Below are 17422 nucleotides of genomic sequence, written 5' to 3'. Positions count from 1 at the left end.
GGCGCGGCGGTCAGGAGACGGAGCGCCCCTGCTCGCCGCCGCGCGCCAGCGGTACGACCAGCACCGCCTCGGTGCCGCCGCCGGAGGCGTCGCGCAGCTCGATGCTGCCGCGCAGCTCACCGGTGACCAGGGCCCGGACGATCTGCAGGCCGAGGTTGCCGCCGCTGTCGGCGTCGAAGCCCGCGGGCAGGCCCCGCCCGTTGTCGGTCACCGTGACGTGCAGCTGCTTGCGGAACCGGTGCGCCGCCACCACCACCTCCGGCGCGCTCGGCAGGTCACCAGCCCCCGGCGGCTCCCCCGCCCCGGCGGCCTCCGCCTCGTCGCCCGCCGGTGCGAAGCCATGCTCGACGGCCTCCGCCTCGTCGCCCGCCGGTGGGAAGCCGTGCTCGACGGCGTTGAGCAGCAGCTCGTTGAGGACCATCACCAGCGACGTGGCGATCTCGGCGGGCAGCACGCCGAAGCTCCCCTTGCGACGCATGCCGACCGGCACCTCGGTCGCCGCCACCTCGGTCGCCGCGCTCGCCACCCGGTCGACGATCGTGTCGAACTCGACCGCCTCGTCGCTGGACATGGAGAGCGTCTCGTGCACCAGCGCGATCGAGGCGACCCGGCGTACCGAGTCCTCCAGCGCGACCCGGGCCTCCGGCATGGCGACCCGCCGGGCCTGGAGGCGCAGCAGCGCGGCGACGGTCTGCAGGTTGTTCTTCACCCGGTGGTGGATCTCCCGGATGGTGGCGTCCTTCGTGATCAGGGCGCGGTCCCGGCGGCGCACCTCGGTGATGTCGCGGACGAGCACCAGCGCGCCGATCGGCACCCCGGCGGGCATCAACGGCAGCGCCCGGGTCAGCACGGTGGCGCCGCGGGCGTCGATCTCCCGGCGCGGCGGCGCGTCGCCACGCAGCGCGGCCAGGACGGCGTTCGCCGCGTCGGTCCCCTCCAGCGGGTCGTTGGCGAGCCGCCGGTGCAGCGCCGCCAGGTCCTCGCCGACCAGGTGCGAGGCGTAACCCAGCCGCCGGTACGCGGACTGCGCGTTAGGGCTGGCGTAGGTGACCTTCCCGTTCGCGTCCAGCCGGACCAGGCCGTCGCCGACCCGGGGAGCGGAGGTGGTCTCGCCCGGGTGTCGGGGCGGCGGGAAGGTGCCGTCGGCGATCATCTGGGCCAGGTCGTCGGCCGTGGTCAGGTAGTTCAGCTCCAGCTGGCTGGGCGTACGCGCGGTGGAGAGGTTGGTGTCCCGGCCGACCACGGCCACCACCTCGCCCGCCTCGCCGTCGGCGGTACGCAGCCGGACCGGGATCGCCTCGTGCCGGGCGGGCACGTCGCCGTACCAGACCGGGTCGCCCTCCCGCCAGATGCGGCCCTGCCGGTAGGCGACCTCCAGGTGCGCCACCTCCGGCCCGCCGACGATCCGGCCCACCTGGTCGTCCTGGTAGGCGGTGGGCGCGGTGGTCGGGCGTACCTGGGCGACGCAGAGGAAGGTGCCGTCGGCATCCACCGGCGCCCAGAGCAGCAGATCGGCGAAGGACATGTCGGAGAGCAGCTGCCAGTCTCCGGCGATCCGGTGCAGGTGGTCGATGTCCGCCGGGCGGAGCTGGGTGTGCTCCTCGGCGAGGTCGCGCAGCGTGGACACGTGCTTTAGCGTGCCACGCGCCGCCTCACATCGTCGCGGTGACCTTCTTGAGCCCGCGTGGGGAGTCCGGATCCTCGCCCCGGGTCAGGGCGAGCGCCAGGGCGAGCCGCTGCAGGGGCAGGATGTCCAGCAGCGGGGCGTACCGCTCGTCGACCTCGGGGACGGCGATCCGGGTGGCCCCCTCGACGTCGGCGGAGCCGACCACGACCACGTCGGCGCGGCGCTCACCGAGCCGGGGCAGGACCTTCTCCATCGAGCGCCCGCCGGGCCCAGAGCCGACCACGGCGAGCACCGGCACGTCCGGGTCGGTCATGGCGAGCGGGCCGTGCAGCAGGTCGGCGCCGGAGAAGGCGAGCGCCGGCAGGTACGAGGTCTCCATGAGCTTCAGCGCCGCCTCCCGCGCGGTCGGGTAGGCGTAGCCGCGGCCGGTGGTGACCAGCTGGGCGGCGAACCGGTAGCGCGGGGCCAGCTGGGCCGGGGTGGGGTCGGCGAGGGTACGGGCGGCCAGCTCCGGCAGCGCCGCGAGCGCGGCCTGCTCCTGCGCCGGCAGCGGCCCGCCGCCGGCCCGGACGCCCTCGACGAGCAGGAGCAGGGCGAGCAGTTCGGCGGTGTACGTCTTGGTGGCCGCGACCGCTCGCTCGTGGCCCGCCGCGACGTCCACGCTGAGTTCGGCGGCGGCGGCGAGCGGCGAGTCGGGCGCGTTGGTGACCGCGAGGGTGAGCGCTCCGGAGGCGCGGGCCTCCCGCAGCACCTCGGTCAGGTCCGGCGAGCCGCCGCTCTGGCTCACCCCGACGACCAGCGCGTCGGAGAGGTCGGGTCGAGCGCCGTAGAGCGTGACGACGCTCGGCGAGGCGAGCCCGGCGGGCAGGCCGAGCCGGATCTCGGTGAGGTACGCCCCGTAGAGCGCCGCGTGATCCGAGGTGCCGCGCGCGGTGAAGACGACGTGCCGCGGCCGGCGCTCGGCGATCACGGCGGCGACCCGGGCGATCGCCCCGGCGTGCTCGGCGGAGAGCAACCGCTCGTAGCCGGCCGGCTGCTCGTCGATGTCGGCGGCCATCCCGGCCCCTGCACGCGTCACGGAAACTCCTCCCACTGCGCGGTTGCCGCGCGTTTCCTGCTCAGTCTTGCATCTTTGATCTGGCCTGAGCAATCGAACGCGCAGTAGTGCGCAGCCGATCACCATGGCGGCTCAACATCACCTAGGCTGTCCCGGCTCGATTCCGCCACCGGACGACGAAAGGACGACGTGCCCGACGACGCCGCGCTCTCCGCCGCGGAGGAGCTCGCCCTGGCCCGGCTGGCCTTGACGGAGGGCGACCTGCAGCACGCGGCGGGACACGTGGCCGGCGCGCTGGCGCAGGCGCCGACCCTGCCCGAGGCTCACGAGACGCTGGCCCGGCTCGCCGCGATCAGCGGCGGCGGGGTGGACCTCTTCCCGCTCGACCAGCACACCTACGTCGGCGCCGCGGTCGCACGCGCCCACCTGCTCGCGGCGGCCGGGAAACCCGAGGACGGACTGGACCTGCTCGCTGCGGCGACCGGCTACGCCCCGCAGACGGACTGGGCCGGGGTGCCGTGGGTGATCGCGCCGGAGCTGACCCAACGGGTCACGCCGGAGCACGTCGCGCGGATCCTCATGCAGGTCTGCGCGGCCGTTCCCGACCCGGTGCCGCGCGCCGGGCGGCCGGCGCTGGCCGCGTACCTCACCCTGGCCCGCAACGCGGTCACCGCCCACCCCGAGCACGCGCTGCTGCTCGGCGCGGCGTCCGCGCTGGCCCGGCGACTCGGCGAGGTCGCCCTCGCGATCGACTGGGCCGCTCGGGGCGTACGCGCCGAACCGACGAAGCTCGGCGAGGTCTGGCTCGGCTACGCGTACCGCAGCGCCGGCCGGACCCGGGAGGCGCTCGCGGCGCTCGGCCGGGCGATCGAGCACGACCCCGACGACCTCGCCGTCTACGCCGACATCGCCGGCACCCTGGCCGACAACGGTCGGCTCGACGAGGCGCTGGACTGGATCGACCGGGCGCTGGGCCGGGACCCGACCTTCGACTGCGCGGTGCACACCGCGCATCGGCTGCGCTACCTGCGCGACGGAGACGTGGCACACCTGGTCGCGCTCGCCGACTTCATCCGGGACCACCCCGACGACACGCACGAACACGGCGACCTGGCCGAGTGCTGCCGGGGCCGCCCGTGGCTCGGGCAGCTGACGCCGGCCGGTGGGCCGGTGGCCGAGGCGCTGCGCCGGGTGGCCGCGGAGGGCGACCGGGCGGCCACCGTACGGCTGCCGACCCCGCCCGCACCGAGCGCGCTGCGGACGATCACGGGGGCGGGGCTGCGGGTCGAGGTGGACGGCGACGGCTCACCGGAGGCTCGCGAGCCCCGGCGCGCCGACGCCCAGCGGCTCTGGCGCTACGACGACGGCGTCCCGGTACCCGCGGTGCCGACGCCCTCGGTGGCCGCCGCCGACCGGCTCCGCCAGCTCGCGCACCCGGCGTGGCCGCACCCGCCGGCCGCGTACGACGCGGCGGTGGGGCTCGCCACGCTGGAGCTGACGGACCTGGTCGGGCTGCTGGTGCACCCGCCCGAGCCACCGGCCACCGCGGTCGGCCGAGTGCTGGCCGCGCAGGACCCGACGCTCTGGGTGCGCTGCGTGCAGGTCTGGGCCTGCCTCGGGCTGCTGCACCATCGCACCGACGAGCCGTGGGACGGCTCCACTCGCCGCCGGGTGCTGCTCGACCTGGTCTGGGGCGTGGAGGACTGGGTCACGGAAGCGGCGCTCTTCGCCCTGGTCACCGCGGCCTGGGTCGACCCGGCCGTACGCCCCGACGTGGCCGGGGTGGTCGCCGGGCGGATCGCCGACGCGGCGGCCGCGGCCCGGACCCGCCCGGTGCCCATCGCCACGTCGCTGGCCCACCTGGCGCTGGCCGCGCCGGCGCTGGAAACCGAGACCCGCGAGCTCGCTGCCGCACTGATCGCCACGGCCGTCCCGGTGCCGCGACCCCGCAACCCGCTGACCCGCCTCTGGCGACGCCTCACGGCCCCGCTCCGCCGTCCCTGACCCCGCCCCCACCACGGCTGATCATGAGGTTGTCGCCGTGACACGCCGACGTGGGTGGCGACAACCTCATGATCACCGCGAGGTGGGGGTCAGGCGACGGGAGCCGGTTCGCTCTCCTCACCGGTGGCCGGCGCCGGCGTCTCGTTCGCCGTACGCAGCGGGATCTCCTTGATGAACCAGGCGAGCACCGGAATGGCGACGGTGAAGAGCACCGCCCACAGGAACACGTGCGAGACCGCGTCGGCGAGGCCGGCGAGCACCGTCTCGCGGACCTGGGCGGGCAACTCCTTGAGCTGCTCCAGATCCATCCCGCCGCCCTCACCGCCGCCGAACGCTCCGCCCGCGGCCGAGTCGGCGAGCCGGTTGGCGAAGATCGCGCCGAAGAGCGAGATGCCGAACGAGCCGCCGATCGACCGGAAGAAGGTGGCCGCGCCACTCGCCGCGCCGAGGTCCTTCTGGGCCACGCTGTTCTGCGCGATGAGCATCGAGGTCTGCATGAGGAAGCCCATGCCGGCGCCGAGCACGACCATGAAGAGCGAGGACTCCAGCTTGCTGGTGCCGACGTCCAGCATGGTCAGCAGGCCCATGCCGGCGATCATCGCCACGCCGCCGATGATCGGGTACGCGCGGTAGCGGCCGGTCCGGGTGATCGCCCGACCGACGAGCAGCGAGACCACCAGCATGCCGAACATCAGCGGGAGCAGCAGCAGGCCGCTGTTCGTGGCCGAGGCGCCCTGCACGGTCTGCTGGTACAGCGGCAGGAAGTTCATGGCGCCGAACATCGCGAACCCGAGCAGGAAACCGATCACCGAGATCAGCGCGAAGTTGCGGTTGGCGAAGAGGGCCAACGGCAGGATCGGTTCGGGCGCCCGCCGCTCGACGAAGCCGAAGGCGATCAGCGACACCACGGCGAGCGCGACCAGGCCGAGGATCTGCCCGGAGCCCCAGTCGTACTCGTTGCCGCCCCAGGTGGTGATCAGCACGATCGAGGTGATGCCGACGGAGAGCAGTCCCGCGCCGAGCCAGTCGATCCGGTGCTCGGTGCGGTACTTCGGCAGGTGCATCGTCGTGATCAGCAGCGCCAGCGCGACGCCGCCGAGCGGCAGGTTGACGTAGAACGCCCAGCGCCAGGAGAGGTGGTCGGTGATGAAGCCCCCGACCAGCGGGCCGGCGACCATGGCGATCGCCATGATGCCGGCGATCATGCCCTGGTAGCGCCCCCGTTCCCGGGGCGGGACGAGGTCACCGATGATCGCCATGACGCCGACCATCAGGCCGCCCGCGCCGAGTCCCTGGACCGCCCGGAAGGCGATGAGCTGCATCATGCCGTCGGCGGGCCCGCCGAGGAGGCCGGAGCCGGCCATGCCGCAGAGCGCCGAGCCCACCAGGAAGATCGCGACCGAGGTGAGGAAGACCGACTTGCGCCCGTAGAGGTCGCCGAGCTTGCCCCAGATCGGCGTGGAGACGGTGGTGCCCAGGACGTACGCGGTGACCACCCAGGTGAAGTGGTCCAGGCCGCCGAACTCGTTGACGATCCTCGGCAGCGCGGTGCTGACGATCATGTTGTCGAGCATCGCGAGCATCATCGCGATCATCAGGCCGAAGAGCACGACCCGTACGTTGGGTCGCACGGCGGCCTGGCTTGGCTGACTCATCGGTAAGCTCCCCCGGAAGCGTGTACGGCCAACTTACTTGCCGGCCGGCTAGTTAACTTACTAGCCGCACGGTAAGTTGGTGGCGGACCAGGGTCAAGTGAATTGGGTGGGTGAGAGTGCGGGAGAGCACGAGCGGCACGCGGAACCGGATCAAGGCCGTGGCGCTGGAACTCTTCACCGAGCAGGGGTACGAGAAGACCTCGCTACGGGAGATCGCCGAGCGGCTCAATGTGACGAAGGCCGCCCTCTACTACCACTTCAAGAGCAAGGACGAGATCGTCTCCAGCTTCGTGGAGGACCGGCTGGAGCAGATCGACTCGCTCGTCGCCTGGGCGGAGGCGCAGCCGCCCGACCGGGACACCCGGCGGGAGCTGATCGCCCGGTACGCCGACGCCATGTTCACCGACGACCACCCGTCGGTGATGCGCTTCTTCGAGCAGAACCAGACGGTGCTCAAGAGCCTCGCCGCCGGCCAGCAGATGCGTGGCCGGATGATGCAGCTGGCCAGCGCCCTCTGCCGCGGTGACGACTCCCCGGCGGCGCAGCTACGCGCCGCGCTCTCGCTCTTCGCCGTGCACAGCAGCTGGTTCGCCGTGCGCACGCCGCACATCACCGACGCGGAACGCCGGAAGATCGCCCTTGAGGTGGCCGACGAGCTGCTCGCCCGGATCGGCCAACCGGAGACCGGCAAGGCCTAGCCACCGGCGCAACGGCCGGGCCCGGCGGCCCGGCGCGGCCGATTGCGGGTTGGTCGACCCGGATTCCGTGCATGTCGGGGTGTCCGATCGCGCGGAGGCCCCGACACACAAGGATCCCGGCGCCGTGCGTCAGGTCCGAGGCAGCTCGAGACGAAGGGCCAGCAGCTCTACCCCCGGCAGCGGCGACCAGTCCTTCTCCCGGACCCGGACGAAACCGAGCCGGTCGTAGAGACGCCGCGCCTGCTCGGCCATCCCGTCGCGTATGCAGATCACCACGGCCGAGCAGCCGAGTTCGCCGGCACGGTCGACGCACGCGCGGGCCAGCGCCACCCCGGCACCGAGCCCCTGCGCGGCGGGGTCGACGGCCAGCATCCGGAACTCCGCCTCACCCGGGCCGCAGAGCTCGGCGTACCGGGAGCCGGGCAGCACGAAGGTGACCGAACCGAGCAGCCGGCCCGCCGCGTCCTCGGCGACCAGCACCGTGCCGTGCTCCGCCCGGGCCGGCACGTCGGCCAGCACCGCGCCGTAGCCGTTCTCCCCCTTGAGCTGCCCGTCCGCCTCGTACGCGGCCACCGTGAGCCGGGCGATCGCGGGAAAGTCGGCCGGCGTGGCCGGCCGGACGAGCAGCCCCGTCAAGCGATCACGGCGATCAGGTCGCCGTCCTGCACCACGTCGCCCTCGTTGACCGCGAGCTGCTGCAGGATCCCGTCGGACTCTGCGACGACCGGGATCTCCATCTTCATCGACTCGAGGATCACCAGCGTGTCCCCCTCGGACACCGAGTCACCCTGCGACGCGACGACCTTCCAGACGTTCGCCACCATCTCGGCGCGAATCTCCTCGGCCATCTTCGCCCTCCCTCTCCTGGTTGCCTGCCGACGTATCCAATCATGCGGCGGCAGGTGTGCGGCCGGCGCTGGCGGGCACCCACCTCGACCCGGCCCGGCCGGCCGACCGGCGTGGCCGACGCCCCGGCGGGGCGCGGGCCACGCGGCCCGCACTAGCATCAGCGGGTCGGACCCGGTGCCGGGCGACCGGTCGGTGCACCGGCGCCGAGGTCGTCAAACCGGATCCGACCATCAAAGGAGGTCACCATGGCGAAGAAGGCTCGCAAGAAGAAGGCCCGTAAGAAGAGCGGCGCCAACCACGGCAAGCGCCCCAACTCCTGACCTCGCGGCGGGCCAGCCCGCCGACGACCAGTCAGCATCCCCGGCCCCGGCCGGGAACGCCGGTGGCCCGGGTCGACGATCGACCCGGGCCACCGTTGCGTGTGCTGTTCTCAGTCGGCCAGTTCGCGCGACTCGGTGCTCTCGAAGACGACCAGTTCGGTGAGCTTGACGCGCAGGCGCTCACGCAGCTGCTCCGGCGCGGTCTCGTTACCGCAGCACCGCGCCACCAGCGCCCTGACCTCCTGCTCGATGCCGTACTCACGTAGGCACGGCCCGCAGTCGTCGAGGTGGTGCCGGATCAGCGAGCGCCGGTCGTCGGCGCACTCCAGGTCCAGGTAGAGGTAGACCTCGGCGAGCACCTCGCGGCAGTCCGTCTCGTGCGGCTCTCCACAGCTCACGTCACACCTCCCGGCCGGCGGGAGCGGTCGAACCCTTGGTGGCGGCGCTGAAGCCCCGCTCCTTGGCGTACTGCTCCAGCAGCTTGCGCAGATTACGGCGACCACGGTGCAGACGCGACATCACCGTGCCGATCGGCGTGCCCATGATGTCGGCGACCTCCTTGTAGGAGAAGCCCTCGACATCGGTCAGGTAGACCGCGAGGCGGAACTCCTCCGGCAGCTGCTGGAGGGCCTCCTTGACGTCGCTGTCCGGCAGCCGGTCCAGCGCCTCGGTCTCGGCCGAACGCAGCCCGCTCGAGGTGTGCGACTCGGCCTCGGCGAGCTGCCAGTCGGTGATCTCGTCGGTCGGCGCCTGCACCGGCTGGCGCTGCCGCCGCCGGTAGGAGTTGATGTAGGTGTTGGTCAGGATCCGGTAGAGCCAGGCCTTGAGATTCGTGCCCTGCTCGAACTGGTGGAAGGCGGCGTACGCCTTCAGGTAGGTCTCCTGGACGAGGTCCTCGGCGTCCGCCGGGTTACGCGTCATCCGCAGCCCGGCAGCGTAGAGCTGATCGACGAATGGCATCGCGTCCCGCTCGAAGCGGGCCCTGCGCTCGTCCGTCTTCTCGGTCGTCAACCGCACGTCCCCTCGCGTCGGATGCTTTCTCGCCGAGGATACGCGCACGGGCCTGCCCGCAGATTCACTTCCGGCCGGTGTGCTCGTGCTCACCGCGGCCGTTCCGCCCGACGTGGCGGGCCACTCCGGCCCGGCGAGCAGCTGGCGTAGCTGCCGCACGTCCCGGTCGTCCCGCTCCCGGCTCGGTGTCTCGATCGGCACCCCGGTCCCCCCTCCGCGAAGAAAAGTCGTCCCGGGGGTAGTAACACGGCTGTGGGGTGGAGCATTCCGAGCGCCGCACCTTGATCGACTCGGGTGCCGGGAAGTCGGGCCGCCCGGCAGGGTCGAGACCGCGACTTGCTCGCCGCCCGCCCCCTTTCCTGGTCCCGGCGTCGGCGCGGCCGGCGCTGGGACCAGGAAGGGCCTGGGAGGATGGTTCCGCCGCCCGAACCGGACGTTCGGCACCATCCGATGCAACGACCCTCCTCGGCTGCCGGAAACGGCTCGATCGGGACGCGGAGTCCACTCCGCCGAGCATCACCCGCCGCCGGGAAGCCGGTCCCGGCCCGGCCCGATCCGCGCGCCGACGTCCTACCGCGACCGCGACCGCGCGACCGAATCCGCCGGGACACCCGCCGCTCGGTCGCCCGCCCAGCCCTGCCCGCGCAGCCAGTCGCGCACCACCGCAGCCGTGCCGGCCGGATCCTTCCGCAGGTCGTGCACCTCACCCGGCCGGGTCACCACGGTCACGCCGGGGCTCGCCTCGGGCACCCCGAACGGGTCCCGGTCACCGTTCACGACCAGGGTCGGCAGCCCGGTGAGCAGCTCCGCCGCCCGGGACCGCTCCGGCCGGCCCGGCGGGTGCAGCGGAAAGGCCAGGGCCACGATCCCCGCCGCGCCGACCGCGCCGGCCGTCCGGCAGGCCACCCGCGCGCCGCTGGAACGCCCGCCCACGAGCACGGGCACGCCCGGGTGCCACTCGCGTACCACGGCGAGCACCGCAGTCCACGCCTCGTCGAGGTGCCCGGCGGGCGCGGGCGCACGTCGGCCGGCCACCCGGTACGGCTGGGTCACCCGGACGACGCCGACGCCGACGGAAAGCACGGCGTCGCGTACCGCGAGCAGATCCGGGGCGTCGACGTCGCCCCCCGCGCCGTGCCCGAGCACGAGCAGGGAGGCGACCGGCCCGGCCGGCAGGTCGGCGTCGATCCGGGCCGGACCGCGGACAGTGGTGATCTCGTCGTGCTGGGTCACCGGGCCATTCTCCGCCCCGCCACACCGTCAGCAGGCTCGGACCCGGCCAGGAGTCGGCGCCCGACGGCCGACCCGACGGCAGGAGCTCCGAGCCGACCGCTCAGCTGAGCGGGACGAGAGCGAGCAGGCGGTCGCGGACCGGTGGGCCGGCCTCCTCGGCGGCCTCCGGATCCGGTTCGACCTCGGCCCGCCAGGCGACCAGCATGGCCCGGCGCTCCCGGGGCGTGGTCGCGCCCCACACGCCGTGGCAGTCACCGACCTCGAGCGCCCAGGCGAGGCACGAACCCTGCACGTCGCAGCTGCGGCAGAGCGCCACCGCCGCGTCGGCGGGCTCGTTCGGCGCGGGAAAGAACGTCTCCGGATCAACGGTCTGGCAGGTTCCTCTGGTCCGCCACGCCTCGTCCTCACGCCGCTCGCGCAGTGCGCGGAGCAGACGTGGATCTCGTCGTGCGGCAGCAACCTCGTGCGGGCGGGGCATACGCGCCCGGGTCATCCACCCACCTCCCCCGTGGGACCGGCAAGATCGATGGGTGTCGTCCGCCCCCTGCGAATCGACACTCACCACCGGCGCTGTGTTCTACCGCACTTGTGCGGGCGGTCACAAGGGGCTATCGGGAAGATGGCTGAACGGCCGGGCGACGTTTCACCCGCAACACTGGCAAATCGGCACGCGACAATGCGCAAGCCGCGATCAGAACAGGGTCGGCTCCGCCAGGTCGACGGCGCGGGCGAGCGGCACCCGAGCGGTCAACTGCGGGCCGTCGTTGCGTACGTCGCCCACTGCGGGACCGACCGGACGGACCTCCAGCCCGGCGAGCCACTCGGACGAGGGTGGGACGAGCAGCGCGGCCGGATCGTCGGCGGGGGCCAGCCACGACGCCCAGCGCTCGCGGGGCAGCAGCAGCGGCATCCGGTCGTGCACCTCCGCCAACTCGCCGAGCGCGGCGGTGGTGAGCACGCTGAACGTGAGGCGCTCGCTGTCGGCCGAGCCCCAGACCGACCAGATGCCGGCGAAGGCGAGCACCGAGGCGTCCCTCGGCGTCATGTAGTACGCCTGCCGGCCGCTCGGCGTGCGCACCCACTCGTACCATCCGTCGGCCGGCACCAGGCAGCGACGACGGGCGAAGGCACCGGCATAGGCCCGGCTGGTCGCCACCGTCTCCGCGCGCGCGTTGATCATCCGCGCGGCCCCGGCGGCGCTGCGGGCCCAGTGCGGCAGGAAGCCCCAGCGACCCACGGAGAGGATGCGCTGCTGCTCCGGGCTCAACCGGACCAGCGGAACCCGGTCGGTGGGCGCGACGTTGTGGTCGGGGCCCAGCTCGCCACCTGTGTCGTCGGCGGACTCGAAGACGGCACTCAGCTCGCCGGAGCTCCGAGTCGTCGCGTACCTGCCGCACATGGCCCCCACGCTAACCCGCCGGACGGCTCGCCGGCTGTCCCGACTACCGGGCGGCCGACGTCACGGGCCGGCGGACACGGCAGAATGTAACCGTGGGGAATCTGACCGCGACCCGGCCGCTGAAGCCGTGGACCGCACCGACCGCCACCGACCCGGTCGCGGCCACGCTGCGCCTGCCCGGATCCAAGTCGATGACCGCCCGCGCGCTGGTGCTCGGCGCACTGGCCAACGGTCCGTCGACGCTGGCCGGGCCGCTGCGCGCCCGGGACACCGAGTTGATGGCCGCCGGCCTGCGCGGCATGGGCGCGCACATGTCGATCAGCGACGACGAGCGCTGGCTCGTACGACCGCACCGGCTCGTCGGCCCCGCGCACGTCGACGTCGGCCTGGCCGGCACGGTGATGCGCTTCGTGCCACCGGTCGCCGGGCTGGCGGACGGACGGATCAGCTTCGACGGCGACCCGCACGCCCGGACGCGCCCGCTCGGCCCGCTGATCGGGGCGCTGCGCTCGCTCGGTGTCCGGATCGACGTCGCCGGCCCCGGCAGCCTCCCGCTCACCGTGCTCGGCGTCGGCCGGGTCACCGGCGGCGAGGTCGTGATCGACGCCTCCGCCTCCAGCCAGCTCGTCTCCGGCCTGCTGCTGGCCGCGCCCCGCTTCGACCGCGGGGTGGTGGTCCGGCACGTCGGTCCGCCGGTCCCGTCCGCACCGCACCTGCGGATGACCGTGCAGATGCTGCGCGCCGCGGGCGCCGCCGTCGACGACACCGTCCCGGACGTCTGGACCGTCGAACCGGGGCCGCTCACCGGGCGCGGTTGGCAGATCGAGCCGGACCTCTCCGGCGCCGTGCCCTTCTTCGCCGCCGCCCTGGTGACCGGCGGCGAGGTCACCCTCAAGGGGTGGCCGCACAGCAGCGCCCAGCCGCTCGAACGGCTGCGGGAGCTGCTGCAACTCATGGGGGGCGAGGTGACCCTCTCCACCGAGGGGCTCACCGTACGCGGCACCGGCACGGTGCACGGCCTGGACGCCGACCTCTCCGACGTCAGCGAGCTGACCCCGGCGCTGACCGCGCTGGCCATGCTGGCGGACTCCCCGTCCCGGTTCACCGGGGTGGCGCACATCCGCGGCCACGAGACCGACCGGATCGCCGCGCTGGCCCGGGAGTTCACCGCGCTCGGCGCCGACCTCACCGAGTCCCACGACGGGCTGCACATCCGGCCGCGTCCACTGCGCGGCGGCACGTTCCGCACCTACGCCGACCACCGCATGGCGCACGCCGCCGCGGTGGCCGGGCTCGCCGTGCCCGGCATCGAACTCGACGACGTCGCCTGCACCTCGAAGACCATGCCCGAGTTCCCGGCGCTATGGTCAGCGATGGTGACGGGCAAGAGCTGACACGACGGAGGGGCGGGTCCTGACGACCAAGCGGCGGGAGTACGACGAGGACGACGTACGGGTCCGACCCGGTAGGTCCTCGCGCCCGCGTACCCGCACCCGCCCCCGGCACGCCGACGCGGTGGAGGGCTTCGTCATCGCCGTGGACCGCGGGCGCTACACCTGCGTGCTCGATGACGCCGCGACGGTGGCGGCCACCGTCACCGCGATGCGCGCCCGCGAGCTGGGCCGCAAGTCGGTGGTGGTCGGCGACCGGGTGGCGCTGGTCGGCGACACCTCCGGCACGGCGGGCGCACTGGCCCGGATCGTCCGGATCGCCGAACGGTCGTCGGTGCTGCGCCGCACCGCCGACGACGACGAGACCACCGCCGAGGGGCGGTTGGAGCGGGTGGTGGTGGCCAACGCCGACCAGCTCGTGATCGTCAGCGCGCTCGCCGACCCGCCGCCGCGCACCGGGTTCATCGACCGTTGCCTGGTGGCCGCGTACGACGCGGACATCGAGCCGCTGCTCTGCCTCACGAAAGCCGACCTGGCCGGCCCCGAGACCGTGCTCGACTACTACGCCGAGCTGGAGCTGCCGTACGTGCTGATCCGGCCCGACTCGGAGCTGGACGCGCTGCGGGCGCTGCTTGCCGGGCGGGTCTCGGTGCTCGTGGGGCACTCCGGCGTCGGCAAGTCGACGCTGGTCAACCGGCTGGTCCCGGAGGCCGCCCGAGCGGTCGGCACGGTCAGCGCCATCGGCCGCGGCCGGCACACCTCGACCAGCGCCGTGGCGCTGCGCCTGCCGGCCGCGCCCGGGGGGTCCGGCACCTCAGCCGGCTGGATCGTCGACACGCCCGGCGTACGCAGCTTCGGGTTGGCGCACGTCTCCGCCGACAGCCTGCTGCACGGCTTCCCCGACCTGGTCGAGGGCACCGTCGACTGCCCGGCCAACTGCCCGCACACCCCGGACGCGGCGGAGTGCGGATTGGACGCCTGGGTGGCCGCCGGCAAGGCCGACCCGCGCCGGCTCGCGTCGTACCGCCGGCTGCTGGCCTCCCGGGCCGGCGACAGCGACCCGCGAGGCGAGCCGGAGTCCCGCGGCGAGCCGCCCACGCTCGGCTGACCCGGGCCCGGTCGGCTAGGTTCTCCAAATGACCGGGTACGCCGACGACCTCGCCCTCGCCCACACCCTCGCCGACGCCGCCGACGCCATCTCGACGGCCCGGTTCCGGGCACTGGATTTGCGGGTGGAGTCGAAGCCCGACCTGACCCCCGTCTCGGACGCGGACACCGCCGTCGAGCGGCGGATCCGGGACCTGCTGGGCGAGCACCGCCCGGCCGACGGGCTGCTCGGCGAGGAGTACGGCGCGCAGCCGGCCGCCGGACCGGACGGGCGGCGCTGGGTGATCGACCCGATCGACGGCACCAAGAACTTCGTCCGCGGCGTGCCCGTCTGGGGCACCCTGATCGCCCTGCTGGAGGGGGATCGGCCGGTGCTCGGGCTGGTCTCCGCTCCGGCGTTGGGACGCCGCTGGTGGGCCGCGGCCGGCGCGGGCGCCTGGGCCGGGCCGGACCGGGACAGCGGCGAGCCGATCCACGTCTCCGCGGTGCGGCAGCTCGGCGACGCCAGCTTCTGCTACTCCTCGCTGACGGGGTGGGAGGCCGCCGGACGGCTGGACGCGATGCTTGGCCTCATGCGGGACTGCTGGCGCAGCCGCGCGTACGGCGACTTCTACGGCTACGTGCTGCTGGCCGAGGGGGCGCTGGACGTGATGGTGGAGCCGGAGCTGTCGCTCTGGGACGTCGCCGCGCTGGTGCCGATCGTGCGTGAGGCGGGCGGGACCATCACCGACCTGGCGGGCACGCCGGCCCCGGCGGGCGGCCCCGGCACCGAGCACAGCGCGGTGGCCAGCAACGGCGAGCTGCACTCCGACATCCTCGACCGGCTGCGTCGACCAGCCGAGCGCTGACCCTCGTCTACCTCTATCCTCGCCAGGTGGTCTCCTCCGGCTGGTGCTTCCTCGCCGCCATGATCGTCGCGTACGGCGTCGCCAACCTGCTCCAGTCGGTGGCCGCCGCGCGCACAACGGTGCACCACACCTTCGATCCCGGGCTGCTGCTGCGGCTGGCCGGGCACCGCACCTACCTGGTGGGCGTGGCCTGCCAGCTCGGTGGCTTCCTGCTCGCCTTCCTGGCCCGCCGCGACCTGCCGCTCTTCCTGGTCCAGTCGAGCGTGGCCGCCGGGCTCGGGGTGACCGCCATCCTCGGCGTGGTGGTGCTGAAGTGGCGACTACCGGCCGCCGAGGTGGCGCTGCTGGCGCTGCTCTTCGCCGGGATCAGCGCGCTGGTGCTGGCCGCCCGCCCGGCGCCGTCGCGGCAGCTCGGCACGGGCGCCGTGCTCGCCCTGCTGCTGGTGCTCGCCCTCATCGCCGCCCTCGGCTTCTTCGCGGTGCGGCTGCACGGGGCACCCGGCTCGGTGGCGCTCGGGTCGCTGGCCGGCCTGGCGTTCTCCGCCGCCGCGGTGGCCGCCCGCCCGCTCGCCTCCGCGCCGTCGGTGGAGGCGTTCGCCCGCAACCCGCTGCTCTACCTGCTGGTGGCCCACTCGGTGGTCGGGCAGCTGCTGCTCGGCCTGGCCATGCAGCGCGGCTCCACGACCGCGGCGGTGGCGGCGATGGACGCGGCCGGCGCGGTGCCCGCCGCGATCGTCGGGTTGCTGCTGCTCAACGACAAGATCTGGCCCGGCCGTGAGTGGCTGGCCGCGGTCGGCTTCCTGGTCACGCTCGCTGCGGTGATCGGCCTGACCCGGTACGCCGAGCCACAGCAGCACCCGGTGGCCCGGACGCCCGGACCGGCGATGGCCGGCGTCGGCCGTCCCCGCTGAGACCCGCCGGCGGTGGCGTCACCGCACGCCCTGCCGCCGGCCGGTGCGGCTCATGCCTCGACCGGCTTGCGCTTGCCCACCACCCGCTCGTAGAGGCGCTCCAGCGCGGCGGCGGTCCGCTCCCAGGTGTAGCTGCACCGCACCCGGTCCACCGCCGCGTGCCCGTACGCGAACCGGCCCGCGTTGTCCGCGAGCAGCCGGCGCAGCGTCACCCCGAGCGCGCGTACGTCGCCCGGCGGCACCAGTCGCCCGGTCACCTCGTCGACCACCGCGTCGGCGATCCCGCCCATCGCGTAGCCGACCACCGGCACACCGCAGGCCATAGCCTCCAGCGAGACCCGCCCCGCCGAGGAGTAGTGCGGGGTGCAGGCGACCACGTCCGCCGACCGGTACCAGGTGGCCATCTGGTCGTGCGGCACGGCCCCCACCAGGCGCACCTGTTCGCCCACTCCGTTGCGCTCGGCCAGTTCGCGCAGCCGGCGCGCCTCGGCGTGGTTCTCCAGCTGCTCGACGGGCGGCCCGCCGGCGATCACCAGCTCGACGTCACCGACCAGCCGCATCGCCTGGATCAGGTCGTCCTGTCCGTGCCCGGGGGCGAGCCCGCCGACGGAGAGGATCCGGGGCCGCTGGTCCCGGGGCGCGGCCTCGCCGTCGGGGTGGAACTGCGCGACGTCCACCCCGGTGGGCACCATGGCGACCGAGGTGCGTTGCAGCCCCATCCGGGTCAGTTCGTCGACCTCGTCGTTGCACTGGGCGACCGCCACGTCCACCGCGCGGGTCAGCGCCCGCTCCAGGGGGATCCGCTCCCCCGGGCCGTCGTACGCCCCGCCGAGGTGGCGCAGCTGCTCGATGCCGAGCGAGTGGAAGGTCTGCACCACCGGGATGTCGGTCTCCCGCACCGCGTGCGCCGCGGCGAGCCCGCCGACCCAGTAGTGGCCGTGCACCACCTCGGGCGGCTCCTCGCCGGCCCAGCGGTCGGTCAGCCAGCCGCCGAACTCCGCCACGTACGGGATGAGCTCGGCCGTGGGCAGCGGCTCGGCCGGCCCGACGGGAACCCGTTCGACCTGGTAGCCGTCGAGCTCCAGGGTCGACGGCAGCTCGGGGTCGTCCCGGCGTTCGTAGACCCGGACGTCATGGCCTCGTCCGGCCAGCTCCGCGGCGACCCGTGCGATGTGTTGATGGGTGCCGACGGTCGGGCCGTCGGTCGTCCTGGACGGGCCGGCGTGCGCGCAGACGAGGCCGACGCGCATGGGTCACCTCCATGCGATGTGTCCAACGGTGGTCCTCCCGGTCAGAGGGTCCCATTAACCAC

General features: G+C 73.8%; 17 protein-coding genes and 1 pseudogene. 7 read left to right on the top strand and 11 right to left on the bottom strand.

Translation table 11 applies throughout. The annotated features are described in order from the left end of the window. Window positions 1-10 precede the first annotated feature (10 nt). Window positions 11-1627 carry a PAS domain-containing sensor histidine kinase gene (locus D7044_RS11975; RefSeq protein ID WP_120688870.1) on the bottom strand — a complete coding sequence of 539 codons (1617 nt, stop codon included), beginning with the start codon at window positions 1625-1627 and terminating at the stop codon, window positions 11-13. 25 nt (window positions 1628-1652) lie between these two features. Then, window positions 1653-2684: an SIS domain-containing protein gene (locus D7044_RS11970; RefSeq protein ID WP_120679330.1), complete on the bottom strand. Its 1032-nt coding sequence runs from the start codon at window positions 2682-2684 to the stop codon at window positions 1653-1655. 189 nt (window positions 2685-2873) lie between these two features. Between D7044_RS11970 and D7044_RS11965 the strand changes: the two genes are divergently transcribed. Beyond that, complete coding sequence (locus D7044_RS11965) at window positions 2874-4688, top strand: tetratricopeptide repeat protein (RefSeq protein WP_120688869.1); 1815 nt, start codon at window positions 2874-2876, stop codon at window positions 4686-4688. An 89-nt stretch (window positions 4689-4777) separates the two neighbouring features. Here the strand turns inward: D7044_RS11965 and D7044_RS11960 are convergent, their stop codons facing one another. Next, on the bottom strand, window positions 4778-6343 hold the full coding sequence (locus D7044_RS11960; protein ID WP_120679326.1) for an MDR family MFS transporter: 1566 nt from the start codon (window positions 6341-6343) through the stop codon (window positions 4778-4780). 110 nt (window positions 6344-6453) lie between these two features. Between D7044_RS11960 and D7044_RS11955 the strand changes: the two genes are divergently transcribed. Beyond that, window positions 6454-7041 carry a TetR/AcrR family transcriptional regulator gene (locus D7044_RS11955; RefSeq protein ID WP_199716584.1) on the top strand — a complete coding sequence of 196 codons (588 nt, stop codon included), beginning with the start codon at window positions 6454-6456 and terminating at the stop codon, window positions 7039-7041. A 129-nt stretch (window positions 7042-7170) separates the two neighbouring features. On the opposite strand, the gene D7044_RS11950 is transcribed toward D7044_RS11955, so the two are convergent. Together D7044_RS11950 and D7044_RS11945 are read right to left on the bottom strand one after the other, a co-directional pair. Beyond that, entirely contained in the window at window positions 7171-7677 is a 507-nt protein-coding gene (locus D7044_RS11950) for a GNAT family N-acetyltransferase (RefSeq protein ID WP_120679322.1), read from the bottom strand. Continuing rightward, window positions 7674-7889 (bottom strand): biotin/lipoyl-binding carrier protein, encoded by a 216-nt coding sequence (locus tag D7044_RS11945; protein WP_120679319.1) that lies wholly within the window; start codon window positions 7887-7889, stop codon window positions 7674-7676. The genes D7044_RS11950 and D7044_RS11945 overlap by 4 nt, the downstream gene beginning before the upstream one ends. A gap of 246 nt (window positions 7890-8135) precedes the next feature. On the opposite strand from D7044_RS11945, the gene D7044_RS33525 reads away from it, so the two are divergent. Then, window positions 8136-8210: a 50S ribosomal protein bL37 gene (locus D7044_RS33525; RefSeq protein ID WP_369700219.1), complete on the top strand. Its 75-nt coding sequence runs from the start codon at window positions 8136-8138 to the stop codon at window positions 8208-8210. 110 nt (window positions 8211-8320) lie between these two features. Here D7044_RS33525 and rsrA read toward each other — a convergent pair whose 3' ends face one another. The 5 genes from rsrA to D7044_RS11920 all read right to left on the bottom strand — a co-directional run bounded on the left by rsrA (window position 8321) and on the right by D7044_RS11920 (window position 11853). Continuing rightward, entirely contained in the window at window positions 8321-8608 is a 288-nt protein-coding gene (rsrA, locus tag D7044_RS11940) for a mycothiol system anti-sigma-R factor (RefSeq protein ID WP_120679316.1), read from the bottom strand. A gap of 1 nt (window position 8609) precedes the next feature. Continuing rightward, a complete protein-coding gene (locus D7044_RS11935; RefSeq protein ID WP_120679314.1) occupies window positions 8610-9422 on the bottom strand; it encodes a sigma-70 family RNA polymerase sigma factor in 813 nt (270 codons plus the stop codon). 369 nt (window positions 9423-9791) lie between these two features. Next, entirely contained in the window at window positions 9792-10454 is a 663-nt protein-coding gene (locus D7044_RS11930) for an alpha/beta hydrolase family protein (protein WP_120679312.1), read from the bottom strand. A 100-nt stretch (window positions 10455-10554) separates the two neighbouring features. Continuing rightward, complete coding sequence (locus D7044_RS11925) at window positions 10555-10947, bottom strand: WhiB family transcriptional regulator (protein WP_120688868.1); 393 nt, start codon at window positions 10945-10947, stop codon at window positions 10555-10557. Between the two features lie 198 nt (window positions 10948-11145). Further along, window positions 11146-11853 (bottom strand): SOS response-associated peptidase, encoded by a 708-nt coding sequence (locus D7044_RS11920; protein WP_120688867.1) that lies wholly within the window; start codon window positions 11851-11853, stop codon window positions 11146-11148. Window positions 11854-11945: 92 nt separating this feature from the next. Between D7044_RS11920 and aroA the strand changes: the two genes are divergently transcribed. The 4 genes and pseudogenes from aroA to D7044_RS11900 all read left to right on the top strand — a co-directional run bounded on the left by aroA (window position 11946) and on the right by D7044_RS11900 (window position 16203). Further along, window positions 11946-13247: a 3-phosphoshikimate 1-carboxyvinyltransferase gene (gene aroA / locus D7044_RS11915; protein WP_120679306.1), complete on the top strand. Its 1302-nt coding sequence runs from the start codon at window positions 11946-11948 to the stop codon at window positions 13245-13247. Window positions 13248-13368: 121 nt separating this feature from the next. Then, complete coding sequence (gene rsgA, locus D7044_RS11910; RefSeq protein ID WP_233564956.1) at window positions 13369-14352, top strand: ribosome small subunit-dependent GTPase A; 984 nt, start codon at window positions 13369-13371, stop codon at window positions 14350-14352. A 28-nt stretch (window positions 14353-14380) separates the two neighbouring features. Further along, complete coding sequence (gene hisN / locus D7044_RS11905; protein ID WP_120688865.1) at window positions 14381-15199, top strand: histidinol-phosphatase; 819 nt, start codon at window positions 14381-14383, stop codon at window positions 15197-15199. A gap of 59 nt (window positions 15200-15258) precedes the next feature. Continuing rightward, window positions 15259-16203 (top strand): annotated as a pseudogene (locus D7044_RS11900) (hypothetical protein). On the opposite strand, the gene D7044_RS11895 reads toward D7044_RS11900, so the two are convergent. Next, on the bottom strand, window positions 16161-17360 hold the full coding sequence (locus tag D7044_RS11895; protein ID WP_120679298.1) for a glycosyltransferase: 1200 nt from the start codon (window positions 17358-17360) through the stop codon (window positions 16161-16163). The pseudogene D7044_RS11900 and the gene D7044_RS11895 overlap by 43 nt on opposite strands. Window positions 17361-17422 lie beyond the last annotated feature (62 nt).

The sequence above is a fragment of the Micromonospora musae genome (assembly GCF_003626635.1).
Taxonomy (GTDB): Bacteria; Actinomycetota; Actinomycetes; order Mycobacteriales; family Micromonosporaceae; genus Micromonospora; species Micromonospora musae.
This window is presented reverse-complemented; position numbering and strand designations above follow the sequence as displayed.